Origin of the sequence: Falsochrobactrum shanghaiense (assembly GCF_003149535.1) — a bacterium.
Lineage (GTDB): Bacteria > Pseudomonadota > Alphaproteobacteria > Rhizobiales > Rhizobiaceae > Brucella > Brucella shanghaiense.
Genome location: NZ_QGDB01000004.1, coordinates 124,184 through 137,684, shown reverse-complemented (window position 1 = coordinate 137,684; position 13,501 = coordinate 124,184). Strand labels below are relative to the sequence as shown.

Sequence of the window (13,501 nt, the reverse complement as noted above, 5' to 3'; positions counted from 1 at the left end):
CACGTGTATTGCGGAATGCATCACGGATTTTCTGTTTGGTTGCGGCGGTCGTCCTGTCAGGCACGTCTAGCTTGGAGAGACGGGTAATGAGGTCGGAAGTCATTTAATATCCAGCCTCCATAGCTGCGAATATGTGGCAACGGGCTTGGTCCAAGTCGCGCTCTTGTTCTTCGATAATCGCTTCGAAGCGTCGAATTATCTTGGCAACATCGCCGGGAAATTCGAATGAGCCGGTTTTCGGATCGCGGTATTTGTCGACAAGTGCGTGGTCCGCTTCAGTGCGATCAGCAAGTTTGGCTTCCATCGACAGAATTTGCGAAGCGCTGTAGTTCTTGCCGTTGATCTGGATGCCGTCGATTTCAGCCTGCACCCATCCCTGATAGAGCGCATAAACTTTCATTCTTCCTCTCCATAAGCTTCGTCGGCGTGAACAATGCGTTCGTATTCCTCGCCAGTTGCGTCAACGCGAACAGTTTGGCTCACTCGACCATCAAGCCTATCGGCTTGCTCAAGTATCGTATGGCCATTTGGGAGGTGGTCGGGGTTCATGACGGCTTCCCTCCCAGCACGGCTCGGGCTGCCAAAAGATAGTGCTGCGAGAAGCAAACGGACCCCGTGACGCTCTCGCTCTTCCGCCCATCTGCCGCATTAGCAAACGGCTCCAGCGCCTTTTCAGCAACCGCGAGCTTGGCTTCGAGGGCTTCACACCGGGCATTTGCTCTTTCAACATCCCCGTAAGTGTCGCCGCATCCGTCCGCAAACCCGTGGTCGTAAGCCTTTTTGAAATCCGCCTCCAACTCCTTAATCCGCGCATCCTTTGCCGCGTTGTCGGTTTCTGATTTCAGCAGAAGTTTGCTCTTTTGGGTGTATTCATTTTGCCAAAAGCGCTTTCCTTCCCGTTCCGCCGCCAATAGCTCTTCGGCCTGCGAGCGGGTGACGACAGCGACATAGTTTTCGGCAATGCTGACACTACGGAATATGTCGTTGTAATCCGCACCTTTGCCTTCAACGAACATCGGTGGGACAAACCCGACTGTCACCAATCCTGTATCTGTAGCGGCAGGAGCGGGGCGGGCGGCAACCCATGCACTTTCCGGCGTTCCGAAGTCGTGCAGACACCCTATGCAACGCTCTCGCTCACTGGTTGCACCACATCCACCGCATGGCTTCAGTTCACTCGCCATGACGGTCGCCTCCTGATGGGGCTTCAAAAGGCGTTTCTTCGTGCGCGACATAGGCGTAAAACACCACGTCGCAGATGAAGTCGTAGAACTCGCGGGTAATTGCCATGCCCGCTGCGCCACCGTCGATGTGTCCAGCTTCTCGAAGCTGTGAAAGGATTGATCGCTCTTCCTGATTGACCTTATTCGGGTCGATCCTTTGTTCGTTGACCATCACATAGTGCAAGTAAGGCAAGAGGCGCAGTTCTGTTCTGGACGTCTCTCGACCAAGAAACGCTTCCATTTTGGATTTGATGAATGGTGTAAATTCGCCGCGCTTGCTCATTCCGCGCCCTCCGAAGCTGGTGCAGAGTGGAGAGGACGCCAGCGAACAGGTTGCGTGTCGGGCGATAGATCGCGCCCCACTGCCCATCCGAACGTTGTCCAGCGTTGTCCGGCTCCCCTATCAACAAGCATTCCAGCGTAGACGCCCTCATTGCCGTAATAATCAGCATTCGGGACAAAAATCTGGATGGCCTTGTTTGTCGGCGCCGTCTCAATCGGCAGCCACCCATCCCCCTCGACAGATTTACCGGCGTCGGAAATAAACCCTTGAATGGCGTCTTCGATCATAGCGAGTTCGCCGTCTGTCGGCGTGTACCCACCGCCATTGTCGGCCCGGAACTCGTAGCCCTGCACATATTCATGCACCTTACCGGCGTCGGCATGGTCCGGGGAGGATAGGGCGGCGAGAAGCTTACGGATTTGCCGTAGATCGCGAACGGTTATCATCGCATCCTGAATGTCAGGAAACGGGCCGATCTCATCCGGTTCATCATAGTCGTCAGCGACTTTCGCCAAGCGTTCTAGTACCGATAGGTCCAACGCCTGTTCTCGCGCTGCTCCCTGCATATAAGGGGCTGCTGCGGTGAGGGCAGCGCGCATCCGTGGCGTATCTAGTGTCCCGTCAAATTCATGGTCGCGCCATTTATCAAGCGCCGCCTTCACGGCCTGTTCTGAAATGGTCATGGCCGCACACCTTCGCTAACAGGGCGCGTCACGTCTCTGTAATAGGCGTTGAGCGCATCAATGACGGCAGGTTCGAGCGCAACTGACGGGGCAGCATCATGCCGATTGACGTGCAACCAGACCTGATAGCCGTCGAATGACGCATAGACGCCATCGCCCAAATATCTCTGTTCAAATTGCATCACCGCAACTCCTTCATCGCAGCGACGAAATCAATGATCGGGTCAAGATCAATGCGCGCTTCCGATCCATCATCGAGGATCATAAACAGCGTATTGCCTTCGCAGCGGTGCAGTGATGCATCTTCATCGAAATAATCGGACACGTTATCAAGCTGGCACTTTGCTTGAAAAATCAGGTCTTCATAGTCAATCATCCGGGTCAGTTTCATGATGAAATACCTTCGCTAACAGGGCGACCGAATATGTCGCGCTTACGGGGAGGGAGTTGTTTTGTGAGGCGTTTGGGCTGCTTGTTTTTCGCGGCGAGCGCAGACTTTTTCACGCGCGATCCGTCATGATTTCCAGCCTGCCGCTTGACTTTGGCAATAGTGGCAAGATCGGTTGCTGTTTTTGCCAAATGACATTTTGCATGAGCGAGACGCAGGTTGCCATCGCTGTTATCGTCCGAGATTGCCAGCGGGATCACATGCTCGATTTCAAAGCGTTCTTTCTTACGATCGATCTGGCCATCACAGAGATAGCACTTGCCAGCATAAAGCTTGAAAAGGCGGTCGCGCTCTTTGGCGTTGAAGGATTTACGCGCCATGGCTCACCTCCGGAAAGTCAGTGGATGCCAGAGCTATATCGACGGCAAGAACGCATTCACGGTCGAACGGGCCGTAAACCTCGCGTTCAAGCTGCTTGGTTTTCTTGATCTTCACAGCGTCATAAGGCTTGCTGCGGTAATGGGACGGTATAAGGAGGGGCTTGCTCATGCTGCTGCCCTCGCTGTTGCTCCGGGTTCCACGCCAAGCAGCTTGTCAATCGCGGCGAGAACGGCTTCTTTGCTTTCTTGAAACTCACGTTTGCCCATGGCCTTCATGCTCTGGCTTTGAGCGGTGAATACCTTCACGACTGCTTCGCGATGAATGACAACTGCGTATTCATCCATGGGCTTGATGAAAGCGGCTATCCGATCGGCTTCGGCCTTGCTGGCGCAAACTATGCTGCGTTCATCAGCGTAACCGCACTTGACCAGCATCTTTTTACGCAGATGCTCGGCGGTCGGGTAATCAGCCAGCAGGTGATCCGGCAGCGTGTTCCATGCATTCGCAATGGAAGCGAAATAATGGTTGTGGCTGGCTTCCGAACGGTCGTGATGCTCGACAAGCTTGTAAGTTTCACCAACGACAAACTGGCGATCTGCGCGGGACGCCCAATAAGGGGAGGTCGGCACCATGGCCTCGCCATCCCATGACATTGTGATTGGAGCGCTGGACATTATGCGGCCTCCCTCTGATCATCAGGCAAGGAAGTGCCATGCCTCACGAATTCCTCATGGAGGTCCTTTTGCCAATCGCTCGGAAGCTGTCTGCGCTTTTCAACACACTCGCTATCCTTCCACCATGCGGCAAGGTCGGAGCGGGTGGAAATCTTCCGCATATCCTTTTCGAGGGCAGAGAACAAAGCGCGAGCCTCGCCATTTTTTGGAGAGGGTTTCTGCTCGTTGTTGTCTGGTGCAGTTTGGCCGTATTCGGCTTTGAGGCCATTGACGTACTTGCTGTCGTCAAACATCCCCATATGTACGTCAGCGCCGACGCCGATCAGTTTGAGAGCATTTGTGATGGCGTCAGTGAATGCCTTCTTGAACGCTTCATCGTCACCAGAAAGGCCGTATTTATTTTTACCGACAACCTTGTCTCCGCCAACGCCCCATGAGCGTTGCTCTGGCTTTTCGTACCAAATCGAGACGGTGCAATAGACCAGCACTTCGCCATCTGAACCGGGGATGACCTGAAAAGAGGGCTCATAAATTCCCCATCCTTGCCCAACAGGGCCGAATTCTTCCGTCATGCGGTAGTAAGACCACATGGGCTTGATTGCGGTGCCGGAAAAGCCGCCAGAGCGCTTGAATGATTTTGTGTGCGCGGGGTCGGTTTTCCCTAACTTCTCCCAAAGATCGAGATTGCCCATCACTTGCTCCTGATCATAAGGCCATGAACGCCGATGGTAAGTTGCGCGCCGGGGATAGCCTCGCCGTTCTCAAGGGCGGACTTAATCGCCTTGAGGTCCGCTTTCTTTTCGATGCGGTAATATCCCTGCGGAATATCTTCGAGGTTGATCACCTCTGCCTTGGTGCGCGGTGACGTGACGCTGTATGTCGCGAAAGGCGTCACAAGCTTTTCAACATTTGCAGAATTCAGAATGCTAAGAGCAAGCGCCCTGTAGCCTTCTGCCTGCTTTTCAAACCGTGACTGACGGTCTGCTGCGTCCTGCTTTTCTGATTTTGCGCCCTCGGCAAGGGCCTCTGCCTTTTTCTGGCGGCGATAGACACGGTGCAGGAATTCAATCGCAGAGGTTTCCCCGTCGATCATATCAACTCGGAGTTCTTCATCATCGGCCAGTTCTGGATTGTCCGATACGAGTTCAGCAATTTGCGCCTGAATGGTGGCAAGATCGGATTTCAGGTAACGGTCACTCATGACGCAAGCCTTTCCTGCTTGGCTGTAGCAATATTGCCCCATGCCTTCGCGCGGTATTCCCAATAGTGATCCCACCACTTACGGGCGAGTTCGCCGCGCTGCTTCGCTTCGTTCTCGATCGCAACACGGCGGCAATAATTGGCGGTGTTGCGACGGCTGCGGGCTGACGAAAGATAAATCTGGCCGCGAGGGGTCATGCTGCAACCCTTTCTACTGCACGGAAATCATCTGACTTTGGCAGGGCGTCGAGCGCATCAGTGTTGCCGTAGAGAGTGATTTCCGTTTCCTCGCCCTTGTTGTTCGTGATGCGGATTGTTCGGGAGTTGCCGTTGTCAACGTAAGACGTGACCAACTCGACCTTGGCGACGCGGTGAAATGACATGTCGATCATGACGGTACTCCATAGGCCAGCGCCAAAAACGGCACGGCGAAAGCGAAAATCGGAAGGGTTAAGGCTTCAAGGCGGGTGAGGGGCATGATTAAATCCCCCTGCGCGATGTGAAAGAACTGTCGGAACGGCAGGATTGGAACGTTGCCTCGTCAATTGCGATGCGCTGCGTTTCCCCACGGTGCCAAGCGTCGCGAGCGCGTTTTGCCTTGATGAAGCTCCATGCCATTGCGAGGCAAATACCAAAATCTGCGGCGCTATATGCTGCTGGCGCATTCATCCAGCGACCGTTCACGCGCTTGGTTTTTGCATTGCGCTCGCGATAAAGGCGGTAGCGGTAATGGGCCTCGGCCATCACTTCGGCCTGCAAGCTCGTGTCGCGGACTTTCTTCACTGGCTTTGTCGAGCCGCTAGGCTCTCTGGCAAGGTCGTTTCCGGTGATCTGGTAGGTGGTTTGCATCGGTGGCTCCCAACTCGTTTGTTGAGAGAAGTATGCATAACGCAAACATATCCGTCAAGTTAAAAAGTATGCATTACGAAAAATAATCGGCATAAACGCATACACCCCATTGCCCCGCCGCCGCAATGCGGTAGAATCAGTGGGCCAAGAAGCCTCCCGGTGATGGGAGGCTTCCTGCTACATCAGAGCTTTAATGATGGCTGCTATACCGAATAGGCACAGGGCCACATTCAGCTTGATGTTGACGGTCAAAGTGAACTTGGGCTTCATCGCCGGTTTCCCTTTGAGCCGCACCGGTGCAGCCCATAACGGGTTGCGTCGGAGTATTTATATCGCGCCCTTGCTGGCGCTAGACCGTGCCGAGCTAGCATCGGTTTGGTCGATTTCGGCGGTTATACCCATGGCTCTCCCATGAAGTGTCCGCCTAGCCCTCCCGGCTAAGGAGAACAGCAGCCCCGCCAAGGGCCTACTGCGCGAAGTGAACCCGATCCCAAGTTATCGCTTTTGATGCGGCAAGGGGCGGGTTCATCAGCGGCAGGTAAAAGGATTGTTGGTGATTCACGCGCATAAGTCGAGTCCAGCGCTCAGCCGCTCGCCGCCACCCACGCCCGAAGGATTTCCAGCGGCCAAAAAGAAACCCCGGCGCGTCTCCTGACGAGCCGGGGCCTATGCAGGTTTCAGGTTCGCACGTCCTTCGACACTGCACGGCAGTAAAGATAGGGCAGATAGCCAAAAAGAAACCCCGCCGGAGCGGGGTAGAGTATATCAAATTTGCATTTGCTTCATTTGCTGCCGCGTTAAAAGGCCGTCTTTGAAGCCTTTCATTATGATGAATGGTCGGTGCAATGGACTTGCAAAACGGTAGCGTATTCGTCTCGTTTCGCCGGTTCTCAAGAGGATTGACCCACGGCTTTCCTCACTGAAGTTCTTCAGGTGTTGAGCAAAGTTCGGAATATCGTAATCCCGCGATGTCAACGTCCTTAGAGGTGTGCGTACAGCAGACGCAGAGAAGAATCCCATGTCGTCTGTTTCAGCTAGAGCGCAAGCGAGCAAGACCTGCTTATAAATGTTCCCGGGCTGGGCGCTTTGAACAGCATCGTAATACGACTTGGTTGTTGTTTGCTGCCAACCAGATAGAGCTTCCGTGATTCCTATCTCGACATCGGCAGAAGAAACAGACAATGCCCGTCTGGTTATTGTTGCCTTCGTACTATGCAGGGCAAGTAGGTGGGTGATGTAAGGTAGTCCTTGAGATAGACCTACTATTTCCGAAAGAGCGGAGGGTTCAATCGACATGTTAAGGCGGTCCAATCCCTTCGTGACAATCTGTCGAATTTCATCTGTCGACATTCTTGGCATGGGGATTTGAATCATAGCCCTCTCAATAGATTGATGACCCTCGACCAATCCATCGACGGAATCCGCAACACCGATAAGCAGTACGGTTACAGGAATCGAGTAGTCCGAAAGCCCCTTCAAAGTGTCTGCCATCAACACCGCCACGTTCTTATCGCCTAGGCGGTCAAACTCATCAAAAGCAATCAGAATAAGTGCCTGACGGCTTATCTGTGATAGAACGTTTCTAACCAAATCGGGAGTTAGGACGTCAGGTAAACCGTCGACGATAGATGAAACGGTTAGGTTTTTCTCTCCCGTAAAGCCGATGCCATGCGTTTCAGTGGTAAAAGTTATATCTCTAAAAGCCTTCTTCCAGAGGCTTGAGAACGTATCGGTTCCATCACAGTTTACCCGCGGCACAATCCACGAGCCCGGAAGAATATCCTTTATTATGTTGGCTAGAGACGTCTTCCCGACGCCGCGTTCTCCATAAAGAACTGCATGGTAGCCCTGCTGCGAAACAGCATCAGCTACACTTCCGATTTGCTTGATGCGACCTGCAAAAAGATCCCTCTCGTTGACCGGTGATCCTGGAGTAAAAATTGACCCAACTTGGAACTGTAGTGCTTCGAATGAATTGCTGTTCGCCATAGAAGACCCTTTAATATGCCATCGTTCGCCTCAGGATGCTTCTAATTAAAGCATAAAAGCACCTAATTGCAACGGGGGCGCAACAATCCCGCCAGATAACCCCCCGACTTTTCGCTGGCTCGCTGCTGTTTCGGGTTGGTGATGCGACGCCGGGGCGCTGAAGTGCTCCGATAATTTGCCCCTCTATTCCCACAACAACGCAAAGCGGCGGCAAAATGCCGTTAACGCTTCGTCAAGAATGTTCTTGTTTCGTTCTCATTTGTGAGTCATCCTGTCGCACATAACAAGCGTACAGGGAGTAATGAGTATGGGCATGCAAACCAATTATATCGTGCAGAGCTACATCAAAATTAAAGGCGGAGGCTTGCGACCAGACACGCCTTTCATTGCAAAAGATGCAGCGCATGCGAAGCGAACGGCTGAACGTATGGCGGCGATCAGCCCCATGGTCATAGCCTTCACAAATACCGGCGATGCAGACACAGGCGATTTTGATCCGCCAAAGCTGATCTTTGCGCATGGCAATCAATTGCCGCCAGAAGTCGATGAAATGGAGCGCATCTAATGCTCGATGGGTCCATTGTTGATGAGGGTAACCGCCTCGTGATCGAGTTAGCCTCCGTTTACGTCGCCTGCGACGATTGCGGGCATTCTCGGACGCTGTACCTATCCAATCTTCGACGGGCGGCAGAATTAGGGGTGCAAAACTATCGCGACCTTTGCCGAAAGATACGATGTGGAGAGTGTCCACCAGCGCCGCCGCGCGCGAGAAATTTGACTATTAGGCCCACATGGCGCTGTGACGACCCTGATCAGGGGTTGGCTTTGAATACGATCTTATGAACTGAAAACACGTCCGCAGCATCGAATTCAAGTTCATGCTCTTCGCCTTCATCCGGATTGTATTGGTAAAGACGGAGAACCCGCGAGGATCGAGATTCGAATCGCTTGATATAGCTTTCGACCGGCGCATCTTCGCCATCATCAATGAGCTGGGCGATCACGTCATCGCCTGCTCGTACGGGCAAATGCGGATTTACCCATACGGTCTCCCCGGCAAAATATCGTGGCTCCATCGACGTCCCATAAACCATCACCGCATAAGCGCCCTCGACACCTTCAAGCATAGGGGGGCAAAATACCCGCCCAACTTCCGTGCCGTTCAGAATGAAGCGCCCATTTGGACCACCGGCTGTTTGGCCAAGTAGTGGAATTGAATGATCTTGAGGGAACTCTTGGTAGCGCGGTGGGAAGCTCGCGTTTGGCCTCGGCTTAGACCTTGATAGCGCGGCATCGACCTCTAAAGATAATTCTTCGCCGTCCGGCCCTTTCCCCTCTCCAGTCAGAAGCCAGGCTTCACTTACCCGAAAAGCCTTAGCGTATTGGTTGGCGGCACGAACTATGCCTCGCTGCCCGCTTTCGTGCTGTGTGTACGTCACGTAACGCCAGCCGAAATAATCAGCGGCTTGGCGCGCGTTTTTGAATCCTCGAGCTATGCGGGCTTGTTCAAGCCGTTTTGCAGCGTCTGGGCGAGTGTCTTCTGTCATTCTTGCATATTGCACATTATCCGTATGCGTTTCGACTTGACGATTATGTTTGCGTAACGCATACTATGCATATGGAAAACGCAAACATCGATCTCCCGGCCATTCGCCGTGCTTTAAAGTTGACGCAAACCCAATTGGCCCAAATGGCCGGGGTTAATCTCTCGACGGTATGGCGTTGGGAGAACGAAGGCTTACCGACGCGAGGGCCAGCTAAAGCGTTCATTGATCGCTTAGCCCTTGATGCATCCCCCAAGCCCCGCAAAGAGGCGAGAAGCGGGGTGGCGGTATGAGTGTCACAAAGCGCATTCGCGGTTGGTGGTGGCAATACCGCATTCGCCGCATTTTCCAAAAATCGAAACGTAATCCGGGCCGCGCGTATCGCGTGTGGTTTCACCGTCGATCCATTTTGTAAAACGAGGATGGCCTTATGAGTGACGACATCACATCGGAAGCACAGACAATTGCAGTCGGCCAGCTTCGCGCCTTCATAGAGCGTATTGAACGCCTTGAAGAAGAAAAGAAGACCATCGGCGACGACATCAAGGAAGTTTACGCGGAACTGAAAGGCTCTGGCTTCGATAGCAAAGTCGTCCGCACGATCATCCGCCTTCGCAAAAAGGAAGACCACGAGCGGCAGGAGGAAGAAGCAATGCTTCAAATGTACTGCGATGCTCTGGGAATGGCCTGATCCATGAACGCGACCGTATATTCCACACAAGACGGTAATTTCATTGCGACTTGCCAGATCACTGGCCGAGGCGCGAGCGGTCGCACTCGTCATCATGCTTTACGCAATCTCCTTTCGTCTGCTTCCTCCGCCTCCCAAGCAGCAGACGAGAAAAGCCTCACCGCCTTCAATAAGCGCGGTGAGGCTCCCCTTTCTGGACAGGATTGAGGCGGCGATGAGGAACTGTCCTGTCCAATTCTCAAATTCACAGACACACCGAGCGTCACGTGCGCGTTCTTCCGGGCGCGAATGCCTGTCCGCCAAGTTCTTCGGTGTCAGCGGATGCGCCTTGGCGGCGCGTGGGCGGGGCTTCCCTCTCAACCTTGGACAAAGCAGGTCCACGCATTTCAGCATCCGCGTTTTCTTTCTGTCGGGCTATCGCTGCTTTGCGAGCGTTTTGCAGAACTCTCCAAGCGTAATAGCCGATCAACTCCAAGCTTTCTCTCCTGCGTTCGTTTCGTTTCAGGCTGCTCTCCATGTCCTGAAACGTAGCGAAGGATTTTTGGCATGGGGTGCAAAGAATTTCAGTCAATGGAACATCAATTGGCTTCGGAGCGCAAAGTTATGAGTAGCTGCGAACTAGTGGATAGAGCCGGACAGTATGTCCGCGACATGACGGAGAAAGAAGCAAGAGGGTGGGGCGATCACAGTCAAGCTCTTAAGCGCCTGAGCCGTCGATATGGCTTGTCTTATTGGACTTTAAACAATCTGCGCATTGGCCGCTCAAAGACCGTGGAAGCGTCAGTTTTTAGTCGCGTCCGTTCGGCTTATCTCGATTTTTGCGAGCGCCAGATTGCGCAACTTCAACACGAATTGGAACTCGAAAGAGCGGTGAGCAGTGATGCTGATATGGAGGATTTGGTCGGCGAGGCTTCGCAGCTTTTGGCGAAGGTTCGTCAAGAGAAGGAAGCTTCGAAAACAAATCTTCGAACGCATGGAGAGTGACGAGAAATGAACCTTCTCCACGCCGCTATCGCTGCCGTCTTTACGGTTTCCCTGACAATCCTGCTGATCTGTCTGATCGGCCTCTATTTCGCATGGAGGGTGTAATGGAAGCGCAAAAAATACCGCATTACGTGAAGCCAACCCTTGGTCGCCTGCATGGGGGGGGCAATCCTTGCCCGCGAGGTCTCCCTCACAGAGGAAGCCATAAAGGGCGGCGGTTTCGTTTATTTCACCTTACCCGATGGGAAATCGGTCGGGCCTGCGTCCGGTCGCTGGCTGATCGAGCATGGCTATGTTTCTCCGCACGGCGACGACCTGTTTCCGGGCGGATCGCAAACGTATCGGCTTGCGTGAGGTGAATATGCTCACGCTGCGCGAAATGCTCGATATGGCCACAGGTGAAGTCTGGTCAAAGACTGACCAGATTGAAAAGGGCAGGCGTGAAAAGCCGCCGCGCCCTGAGCACTGGTTTGCCCAACAGGAACGCATTCTCCAGCATCGCAAGCAAGTGGTGAAGCTCGTTGAAAACGAGATTGAGCGCCGCAAGGCAGAAAGCGAGGCGGCATGAGAATGACCGCCGCAGAATTCCGCCAGCAGACCAAGCCGAACAAATACGGCGCGAAGAAAACTGTTGTTGATGGCATCACTTTCGATAGTCGGGCAGAGGCTCGCTATTACGTGCAGCTTAAACTGCGCGAGCAGGCAGGCGAGGTTGGTGGCGTAGAGCTTCAACGTCCTTTTGCCGTCCTTGGCCCCAAGGGTGAGCTTATCACGACATACAAGGCTGATTTTGCCTTCTGGGATTTCACAGAAGACCGCTTTCGCGTGATCGATGTGAAGGGTGTTGAAACACCCGTTTTCCGCCTCAAGAGCAAGCTTGTGAAGGCATTCCTCGGTATTGATATTGAGGTGGTGCAATGAGCATTGCCGCCGCCATTCGCCGTATGCTTGAAGCTGGATTGACTATTGAGCAAGCCTTGATAGCTGCCGAAGCAATAGAGCAAGAAATTAAGCCCGCTCGTACGGCGCGTCAGGAACGTAATCGTCGCTACTACGAAAAGAAAGCGTCTGAAAAGCGTCTTAATAAGACGGAACAAGACGTTTCAGACGGTGAAAACCTTTCCCCTGAAAAAAGGTCCCCCACACCCCCTAAAAAACTAACCCCTATCAATCCCCCTTCGCCCCCTAAAGGGGGCTCTTCCCCCACAGATTTCGATCATTCGGAAGCTCTCGAAGCCTATCACGCCACTGCTGGCCGCTGTGGACTGCCTTCGGTTCGGGTTTTGACCGAAACTCGAAAGCGGAAACTGGCTGCCACGGTTCGCCAGCATGGCCTGTCGGTCTGGTTGGAGGCGCTTGCCAAGATCGAGGCGAGCAGTTTTTGCACTGGTGGCAACGACCGGGGGTGGAGGGCTGATCTGGATTTCCTGCTCCAGCCCTCGTCCTTCGCCGCAATTCTCGAAGGCCGGTACGACAATCGGCAGGGTAAACGCCGCGAACCGCCTCCAAAGCGAGGTGAGAGCGCAACCGACATTTGGCGAGATGACCTGATCGAACGAGGAATTTTACGAGATGAACCAGATAGCCCCCAATCAAACGTATTCGATGCTGGTTACGGAGGAGGACATTTCGAAAGCAATGTACATCCTCTCCGCCTTGCCTTCTCGGGTTCAAAGTGACCGAAAGCTATTCAAGGAGGTGTATTTCCGGGCCTTGCATGGCGTATCGCGCCATAGCCTTGAAATGGCGGTTCAGAACATCATTCAGGGTCATTCAGACCTCCAGCATGGGTTTATGCCGTCTCCCCCGGAACTGCGCCGGGAATGCGAGCGGGTAATGAAGCCCATCCTCGATAACATGGCATATGTCCGCGAAGTCGAGAAGGCGCGCGCCGAGGCGATTGCTTACAGCAAGTCTCGCACGAAAACGGATCATACGAAGGGACGTGAAATTCTCGCAGTTGGTATCGATCACGGAACATGGGTTGCCAGAGCCAAGCATGATTACCCGCCCGGATCCCTGTGGGCCGCTAAAACCGCGACAGTTTACGGACCAGCGAGGGCAGCATGACCAGCACAGCCCACTACGCTTATCCTGATGCCCAATCCTCGTACTACTGGTCAAAAAAGGACCGGGAAGTTTTCAAGCCGCTGCGTCTATTCCGCCAAGGGAAGGACACGCTGGAAATCGCTCAAATCATGGGCATCACAGAAGCGGACGCTGCCATGCGTGTCCACCGGGCAATCAGCAGTGAGAAGCGCAGGAAGGTCCGCACCGTTCCGCATGGAGAGTTGGCATGAAATTCGAAACCATCCTGATCGAAGAATATCTTTCAAAGCATGGTGTGCGCCGGTTTGAGCAAGGGGAATCTACGGATTTCCATCATCTGGCAAGCTTTCTTTCGGAGTACGGCTACACGGTATCAGGCTCACCTATGGGCATGGTGAATGTCAGTCAAGGGCGAGGCAGACCAAGGCGGATGGGCATGGCAAAGCTGATTGCCATCGCCGATGAAATCAGAGTGGCGCAAGGCTTGGAACCATTCAACGCGGCAAGCAAGCAGGCAGCATAAGTACACGGCAGCGAGGAACGACATGGCGGCTTACAGTAAG

28 protein-coding genes are annotated in these 13,501 nt (G+C 53.6%); 10 read left to right on the top strand and 18 right to left on the bottom strand.

Going from position 1 to position 13,501, the window contains the following annotated elements; translation table 11 throughout:
- Positions 1 to 103: 103 nt before the first annotated feature.
- From DKP76_RS11700 to DKP76_RS11635, 16 genes are all read right to left on the bottom strand, one after another.
- A complete protein-coding gene (locus DKP76_RS11700) occupies positions 104 to 400 on the bottom strand; it encodes a hypothetical protein (protein ID WP_109706861.1) in 297 nt (98 codons plus the stop codon).
- Positions 397 to 549: a hypothetical protein gene (locus tag DKP76_RS19210; protein ID WP_158279438.1), complete on the bottom strand. Its 153-nt coding sequence runs from the start codon at positions 547 to 549 to the stop codon at positions 397 to 399. Before DKP76_RS19210 ends, DKP76_RS11700 begins: the two co-directional genes overlap by 4 nt.
- The gene (locus tag DKP76_RS11695; protein WP_109706859.1) at positions 546 to 1,184 is read right to left on the bottom strand and encodes a hypothetical protein; all 639 of its coding nucleotides are present in this window, start codon (positions 1,182 to 1,184) and stop codon (positions 546 to 548) included. The genes DKP76_RS19210 and DKP76_RS11695 overlap by 4 nt, the downstream gene beginning before the upstream one ends.
- A complete protein-coding gene (locus DKP76_RS11690) occupies positions 1,174 to 1,506 on the bottom strand; it encodes a hypothetical protein (protein WP_109706857.1) in 333 nt (110 codons plus the stop codon). The genes DKP76_RS11695 and DKP76_RS11690 overlap by 11 nt, the downstream gene beginning before the upstream one ends.
- Positions 1,503 to 2,189, bottom strand: coding sequence for a hypothetical protein (locus DKP76_RS11685; RefSeq protein WP_109706855.1), 687 nt, complete (start codon positions 2,187 to 2,189; stop codon positions 1,503 to 1,505). Before DKP76_RS11685 ends, DKP76_RS11690 begins: the two co-directional genes overlap by 4 nt.
- A complete protein-coding gene (locus DKP76_RS11680; protein WP_109706853.1) occupies positions 2,186 to 2,371 on the bottom strand; it encodes a hypothetical protein in 186 nt (61 codons plus the stop codon). The genes DKP76_RS11685 and DKP76_RS11680 overlap by 4 nt, the downstream gene beginning before the upstream one ends.
- Positions 2,371 to 2,580 (bottom strand): hypothetical protein, encoded by a 210-nt coding sequence (locus DKP76_RS11675; RefSeq protein WP_146198930.1) that lies wholly within the window; start codon positions 2,578 to 2,580, stop codon positions 2,371 to 2,373. Before DKP76_RS11675 ends, DKP76_RS11680 begins: the two co-directional genes overlap by 1 nt.
- A complete protein-coding gene (locus tag DKP76_RS11670; protein WP_109706849.1) occupies positions 2,577 to 2,957 on the bottom strand; it encodes an HNH endonuclease in 381 nt (126 codons plus the stop codon). Before DKP76_RS11670 ends, DKP76_RS11675 begins: the two co-directional genes overlap by 4 nt.
- Complete coding sequence (locus DKP76_RS11665; RefSeq protein WP_109706847.1) at positions 2,947 to 3,126, bottom strand: hypothetical protein; 180 nt, start codon at positions 3,124 to 3,126, stop codon at positions 2,947 to 2,949. Before DKP76_RS11665 ends, DKP76_RS11670 begins: the two co-directional genes overlap by 11 nt.
- Entirely contained in the window at positions 3,123 to 3,632 is a 510-nt protein-coding gene (locus DKP76_RS11660; protein WP_199224799.1) for a hypothetical protein, read from the bottom strand. The genes DKP76_RS11665 and DKP76_RS11660 overlap by 4 nt, the downstream gene beginning before the upstream one ends.
- A complete protein-coding gene (locus tag DKP76_RS11655) occupies positions 3,632 to 4,324 on the bottom strand; it encodes a hypothetical protein (RefSeq protein ID WP_109706845.1) in 693 nt (230 codons plus the stop codon). Before DKP76_RS11655 ends, DKP76_RS11660 begins: the two co-directional genes overlap by 1 nt.
- Entirely contained in the window at positions 4,324 to 4,833 is a 510-nt protein-coding gene (locus tag DKP76_RS11650) for a siphovirus Gp157 family protein (RefSeq protein ID WP_158279437.1), read from the bottom strand. Before DKP76_RS11650 ends, DKP76_RS11655 begins: the two co-directional genes overlap by 1 nt.
- Positions 4,830 to 5,030 (bottom strand): hypothetical protein, encoded by a 201-nt coding sequence (locus DKP76_RS19040; protein WP_146198928.1) that lies wholly within the window; start codon positions 5,028 to 5,030, stop codon positions 4,830 to 4,832. Before DKP76_RS19040 ends, DKP76_RS11650 begins: the two co-directional genes overlap by 4 nt.
- Complete coding sequence (locus DKP76_RS11645; RefSeq protein ID WP_109706841.1) at positions 5,027 to 5,224, bottom strand: hypothetical protein; 198 nt, start codon at positions 5,222 to 5,224, stop codon at positions 5,027 to 5,029. The genes DKP76_RS19040 and DKP76_RS11645 overlap by 4 nt, the downstream gene beginning before the upstream one ends.
- 88 nt (positions 5,225 to 5,312) lie before the next feature.
- Positions 5,313 to 5,681, bottom strand: coding sequence for a hypothetical protein (locus tag DKP76_RS11640; RefSeq protein ID WP_109706839.1), 369 nt, complete (start codon positions 5,679 to 5,681; stop codon positions 5,313 to 5,315).
- A 765-nt stretch (positions 5,682 to 6,446) separates the two neighbouring features.
- Entirely contained in the window at positions 6,447 to 7,670 is a 1,224-nt protein-coding gene (locus DKP76_RS11635; protein WP_109706838.1) for an AAA family ATPase, read from the bottom strand.
- 313 nt (positions 7,671 to 7,983) lie between these two features.
- On the opposite strand from DKP76_RS11635, the gene DKP76_RS11630 reads away from it, so the two are divergent.
- Positions 7,984 to 8,235: a hypothetical protein gene (locus DKP76_RS11630; protein WP_245410218.1), complete on the top strand. Its 252-nt coding sequence runs from the start codon at positions 7,984 to 7,986 to the stop codon at positions 8,233 to 8,235.
- A gap of 247 nt (positions 8,236 to 8,482) precedes the next feature.
- Here DKP76_RS11630 and DKP76_RS11620 read toward each other — a convergent pair whose 3' ends face one another.
- A complete protein-coding gene (locus DKP76_RS11620) occupies positions 8,483 to 9,217 on the bottom strand; it encodes an XRE family transcriptional regulator (protein WP_109706832.1) in 735 nt (244 codons plus the stop codon).
- Between the two features lie 65 nt (positions 9,218 to 9,282).
- Between DKP76_RS11620 and DKP76_RS19835 the strand changes: the two genes are divergently transcribed.
- Both DKP76_RS19835 and DKP76_RS11610 read left to right on the top strand, forming a co-directional pair.
- On the top strand, positions 9,283 to 9,507 hold the full coding sequence (locus DKP76_RS19835; RefSeq protein WP_109706830.1) for a helix-turn-helix domain-containing protein: 225 nt from the start codon (positions 9,283 to 9,285) through the stop codon (positions 9,505 to 9,507).
- Positions 9,508 to 9,644: 137 nt separating this feature from the next.
- Positions 9,645 to 9,905: a DUF2312 domain-containing protein gene (locus tag DKP76_RS11610; protein ID WP_109706829.1), complete on the top strand. Its 261-nt coding sequence runs from the start codon at positions 9,645 to 9,647 to the stop codon at positions 9,903 to 9,905.
- Positions 9,906 to 10,167: 262 nt separating this feature from the next.
- Here DKP76_RS11610 and DKP76_RS19755 read toward each other — a convergent pair whose 3' ends face one another.
- A complete protein-coding gene (locus DKP76_RS19755) occupies positions 10,168 to 10,290 on the bottom strand; it encodes a hypothetical protein (protein ID WP_256448766.1) in 123 nt (40 codons plus the stop codon).
- A 185-nt stretch (positions 10,291 to 10,475) separates the two neighbouring features.
- Here DKP76_RS19755 and DKP76_RS11600 point away from each other — a divergent pair, with 185 nt between their 5' ends.
- The 7 genes from DKP76_RS11600 (at position 10,476) to DKP76_RS11570 (ending at position 13,461) form a co-directional block, all read left to right on the top strand.
- Entirely contained in the window at positions 10,476 to 10,889 is a 414-nt protein-coding gene (locus tag DKP76_RS11600) for a hypothetical protein (protein ID WP_245410217.1), read from the top strand.
- A 286-nt stretch (positions 10,890 to 11,175) separates the two neighbouring features.
- Entirely contained in the window at positions 11,176 to 11,457 is a 282-nt protein-coding gene (locus DKP76_RS11590; protein WP_146198927.1) for a hypothetical protein, read from the top strand.
- Positions 11,458 to 11,459: 2 nt separating this feature from the next.
- Entirely contained in the window at positions 11,460 to 11,810 is a 351-nt protein-coding gene (locus tag DKP76_RS11585; RefSeq protein WP_245410216.1) for a DUF1064 domain-containing protein, read from the top strand.
- Complete coding sequence (locus DKP76_RS19035) at positions 11,807 to 12,568, top strand: DNA replication protein (protein ID WP_146198926.1); 762 nt, start codon at positions 11,807 to 11,809, stop codon at positions 12,566 to 12,568. Before DKP76_RS11585 ends, DKP76_RS19035 begins: the two co-directional genes overlap by 4 nt.
- Positions 12,462 to 12,959, top strand: coding sequence for a hypothetical protein (locus DKP76_RS11580; RefSeq protein WP_109706819.1), 498 nt, complete (start codon positions 12,462 to 12,464; stop codon positions 12,957 to 12,959). The genes DKP76_RS19035 and DKP76_RS11580 overlap by 107 nt, the downstream gene beginning before the upstream one ends.
- The gene (locus DKP76_RS11575) at positions 12,956 to 13,189 is read left to right on the top strand and encodes an RNA polymerase sigma factor (RefSeq protein WP_109706817.1); all 234 of its coding nucleotides are present in this window, start codon (positions 12,956 to 12,958) and stop codon (positions 13,187 to 13,189) included. The genes DKP76_RS11580 and DKP76_RS11575 overlap by 4 nt, the downstream gene beginning before the upstream one ends.
- Entirely contained in the window at positions 13,186 to 13,461 is a 276-nt protein-coding gene (locus DKP76_RS11570) for a hypothetical protein (RefSeq protein ID WP_109706815.1), read from the top strand. The genes DKP76_RS11575 and DKP76_RS11570 overlap by 4 nt, the downstream gene beginning before the upstream one ends.
- The last annotated feature ends 40 nt before the right edge of the window (positions 13,462 to 13,501 follow it).

Coding starts and splice junctions, on each gene's coding strand:
- DKP76_RS11700 (WP_109706861.1), bottom strand. CDS start 400: ATGAAAGTTTATGCGCTCTATCAGGGATGGGTGCAGGCTGAAATCGAC.
- DKP76_RS19210 (WP_158279438.1), bottom strand. CDS start 549: ATGAACCCCGACCACCTCCCAAATGGCCATACGATACTTGAGCAAGCC.
- DKP76_RS11695 (WP_109706859.1), bottom strand. CDS start 1,184: ATGGCGAGTGAACTGAAGCCATGCGGTGGATGTGGTGCAACCAGTGAG.
- DKP76_RS11690 (WP_109706857.1), bottom strand. CDS start 1,506: ATGAGCAAGCGCGGCGAATTTACACCATTCATCAAATCCAAAATGGAA.
- DKP76_RS11685 (WP_109706855.1), bottom strand. CDS start 2,189: ATGACCATTTCAGAACAGGCCGTGAAGGCGGCGCTTGATAAATGGCGC.
- DKP76_RS11680 (WP_109706853.1), bottom strand. CDS start 2,371: ATGCAATTTGAACAGAGATATTTGGGCGATGGCGTCTATGCGTCATTC.
- DKP76_RS11675 (WP_146198930.1), bottom strand. CDS start 2,580: ATGAAACTGACCCGGATGATTGACTATGAAGACCTGATTTTTCAAGCA.
- DKP76_RS11670 (WP_109706849.1), bottom strand. CDS start 2,957: ATGGCGCGTAAATCCTTCAACGCCAAAGAGCGCGACCGCCTTTTCAAG.
- DKP76_RS11665 (WP_109706847.1), bottom strand. CDS start 3,126: ATGAGCAAGCCCCTCCTTATACCGTCCCATTACCGCAGCAAGCCTTAT.
- DKP76_RS11660 (WP_199224799.1), bottom strand. CDS start 3,632: ATGTCCAGCGCTCCAATCACAATGTCATGGGATGGCGAGGCCATGGTG.
- DKP76_RS11655 (WP_109706845.1), bottom strand. CDS start 4,324: ATGGGCAATCTCGATCTTTGGGAGAAGTTAGGGAAAACCGACCCCGCG.
- DKP76_RS11650 (WP_158279437.1), bottom strand. CDS start 4,833: ATGAGTGACCGTTACCTGAAATCCGATCTTGCCACCATTCAGGCGCAA.
- DKP76_RS19040 (WP_146198928.1), bottom strand. CDS start 5,030: ATGACCCCTCGCGGCCAGATTTATCTTTCGTCAGCCCGCAGCCGTCGC.
- DKP76_RS11645 (WP_109706841.1), bottom strand. CDS start 5,224: ATGATCGACATGTCATTTCACCGCGTCGCCAAGGTCGAGTTGGTCACG.
- DKP76_RS11640 (WP_109706839.1), bottom strand. CDS start 5,681: ATGCAAACCACCTACCAGATCACCGGAAACGACCTTGCCAGAGAGCCT.
- DKP76_RS11635 (WP_109706838.1), bottom strand. CDS start 7,670: ATGGCGAACAGCAATTCATTCGAAGCACTACAGTTCCAAGTTGGGTCA.
- DKP76_RS11630 (WP_245410218.1), top strand. CDS start 7,984: ATGCAAACCAATTATATCGTGCAGAGCTACATCAAAATTAAAGGCGGA.
- DKP76_RS11620 (WP_109706832.1), bottom strand. CDS start 9,217: ATGACAGAAGACACTCGCCCAGACGCTGCAAAACGGCTTGAACAAGCC.
- DKP76_RS19835 (WP_109706830.1), top strand. CDS start 9,283: ATGCATATGGAAAACGCAAACATCGATCTCCCGGCCATTCGCCGTGCT.
- DKP76_RS11610 (WP_109706829.1), top strand. CDS start 9,645: ATGAGTGACGACATCACATCGGAAGCACAGACAATTGCAGTCGGCCAG.
- DKP76_RS19755 (WP_256448766.1), bottom strand. CDS start 10,290: ATGCGTGGACCTGCTTTGTCCAAGGTTGAGAGGGAAGCCCCGCCCACG.
- DKP76_RS11600 (WP_245410217.1), top strand. CDS start 10,476: ATGGAACATCAATTGGCTTCGGAGCGCAAAGTTATGAGTAGCTGCGAA.
- DKP76_RS11590 (WP_146198927.1), top strand. CDS start 11,176: ATGGCTATGTTTCTCCGCACGGCGACGACCTGTTTCCGGGCGGATCGC.
- DKP76_RS11585 (WP_245410216.1), top strand. CDS start 11,460: ATGACCGCCGCAGAATTCCGCCAGCAGACCAAGCCGAACAAATACGGC.
- DKP76_RS19035 (WP_146198926.1), top strand. CDS start 11,807: ATGAGCATTGCCGCCGCCATTCGCCGTATGCTTGAAGCTGGATTGACT.
- DKP76_RS11580 (WP_109706819.1), top strand. CDS start 12,462: ATGAACCAGATAGCCCCCAATCAAACGTATTCGATGCTGGTTACGGAG.
- DKP76_RS11575 (WP_109706817.1), top strand. CDS start 12,956: ATGACCAGCACAGCCCACTACGCTTATCCTGATGCCCAATCCTCGTAC.
- DKP76_RS11570 (WP_109706815.1), top strand. CDS start 13,186: ATGAAATTCGAAACCATCCTGATCGAAGAATATCTTTCAAAGCATGGT.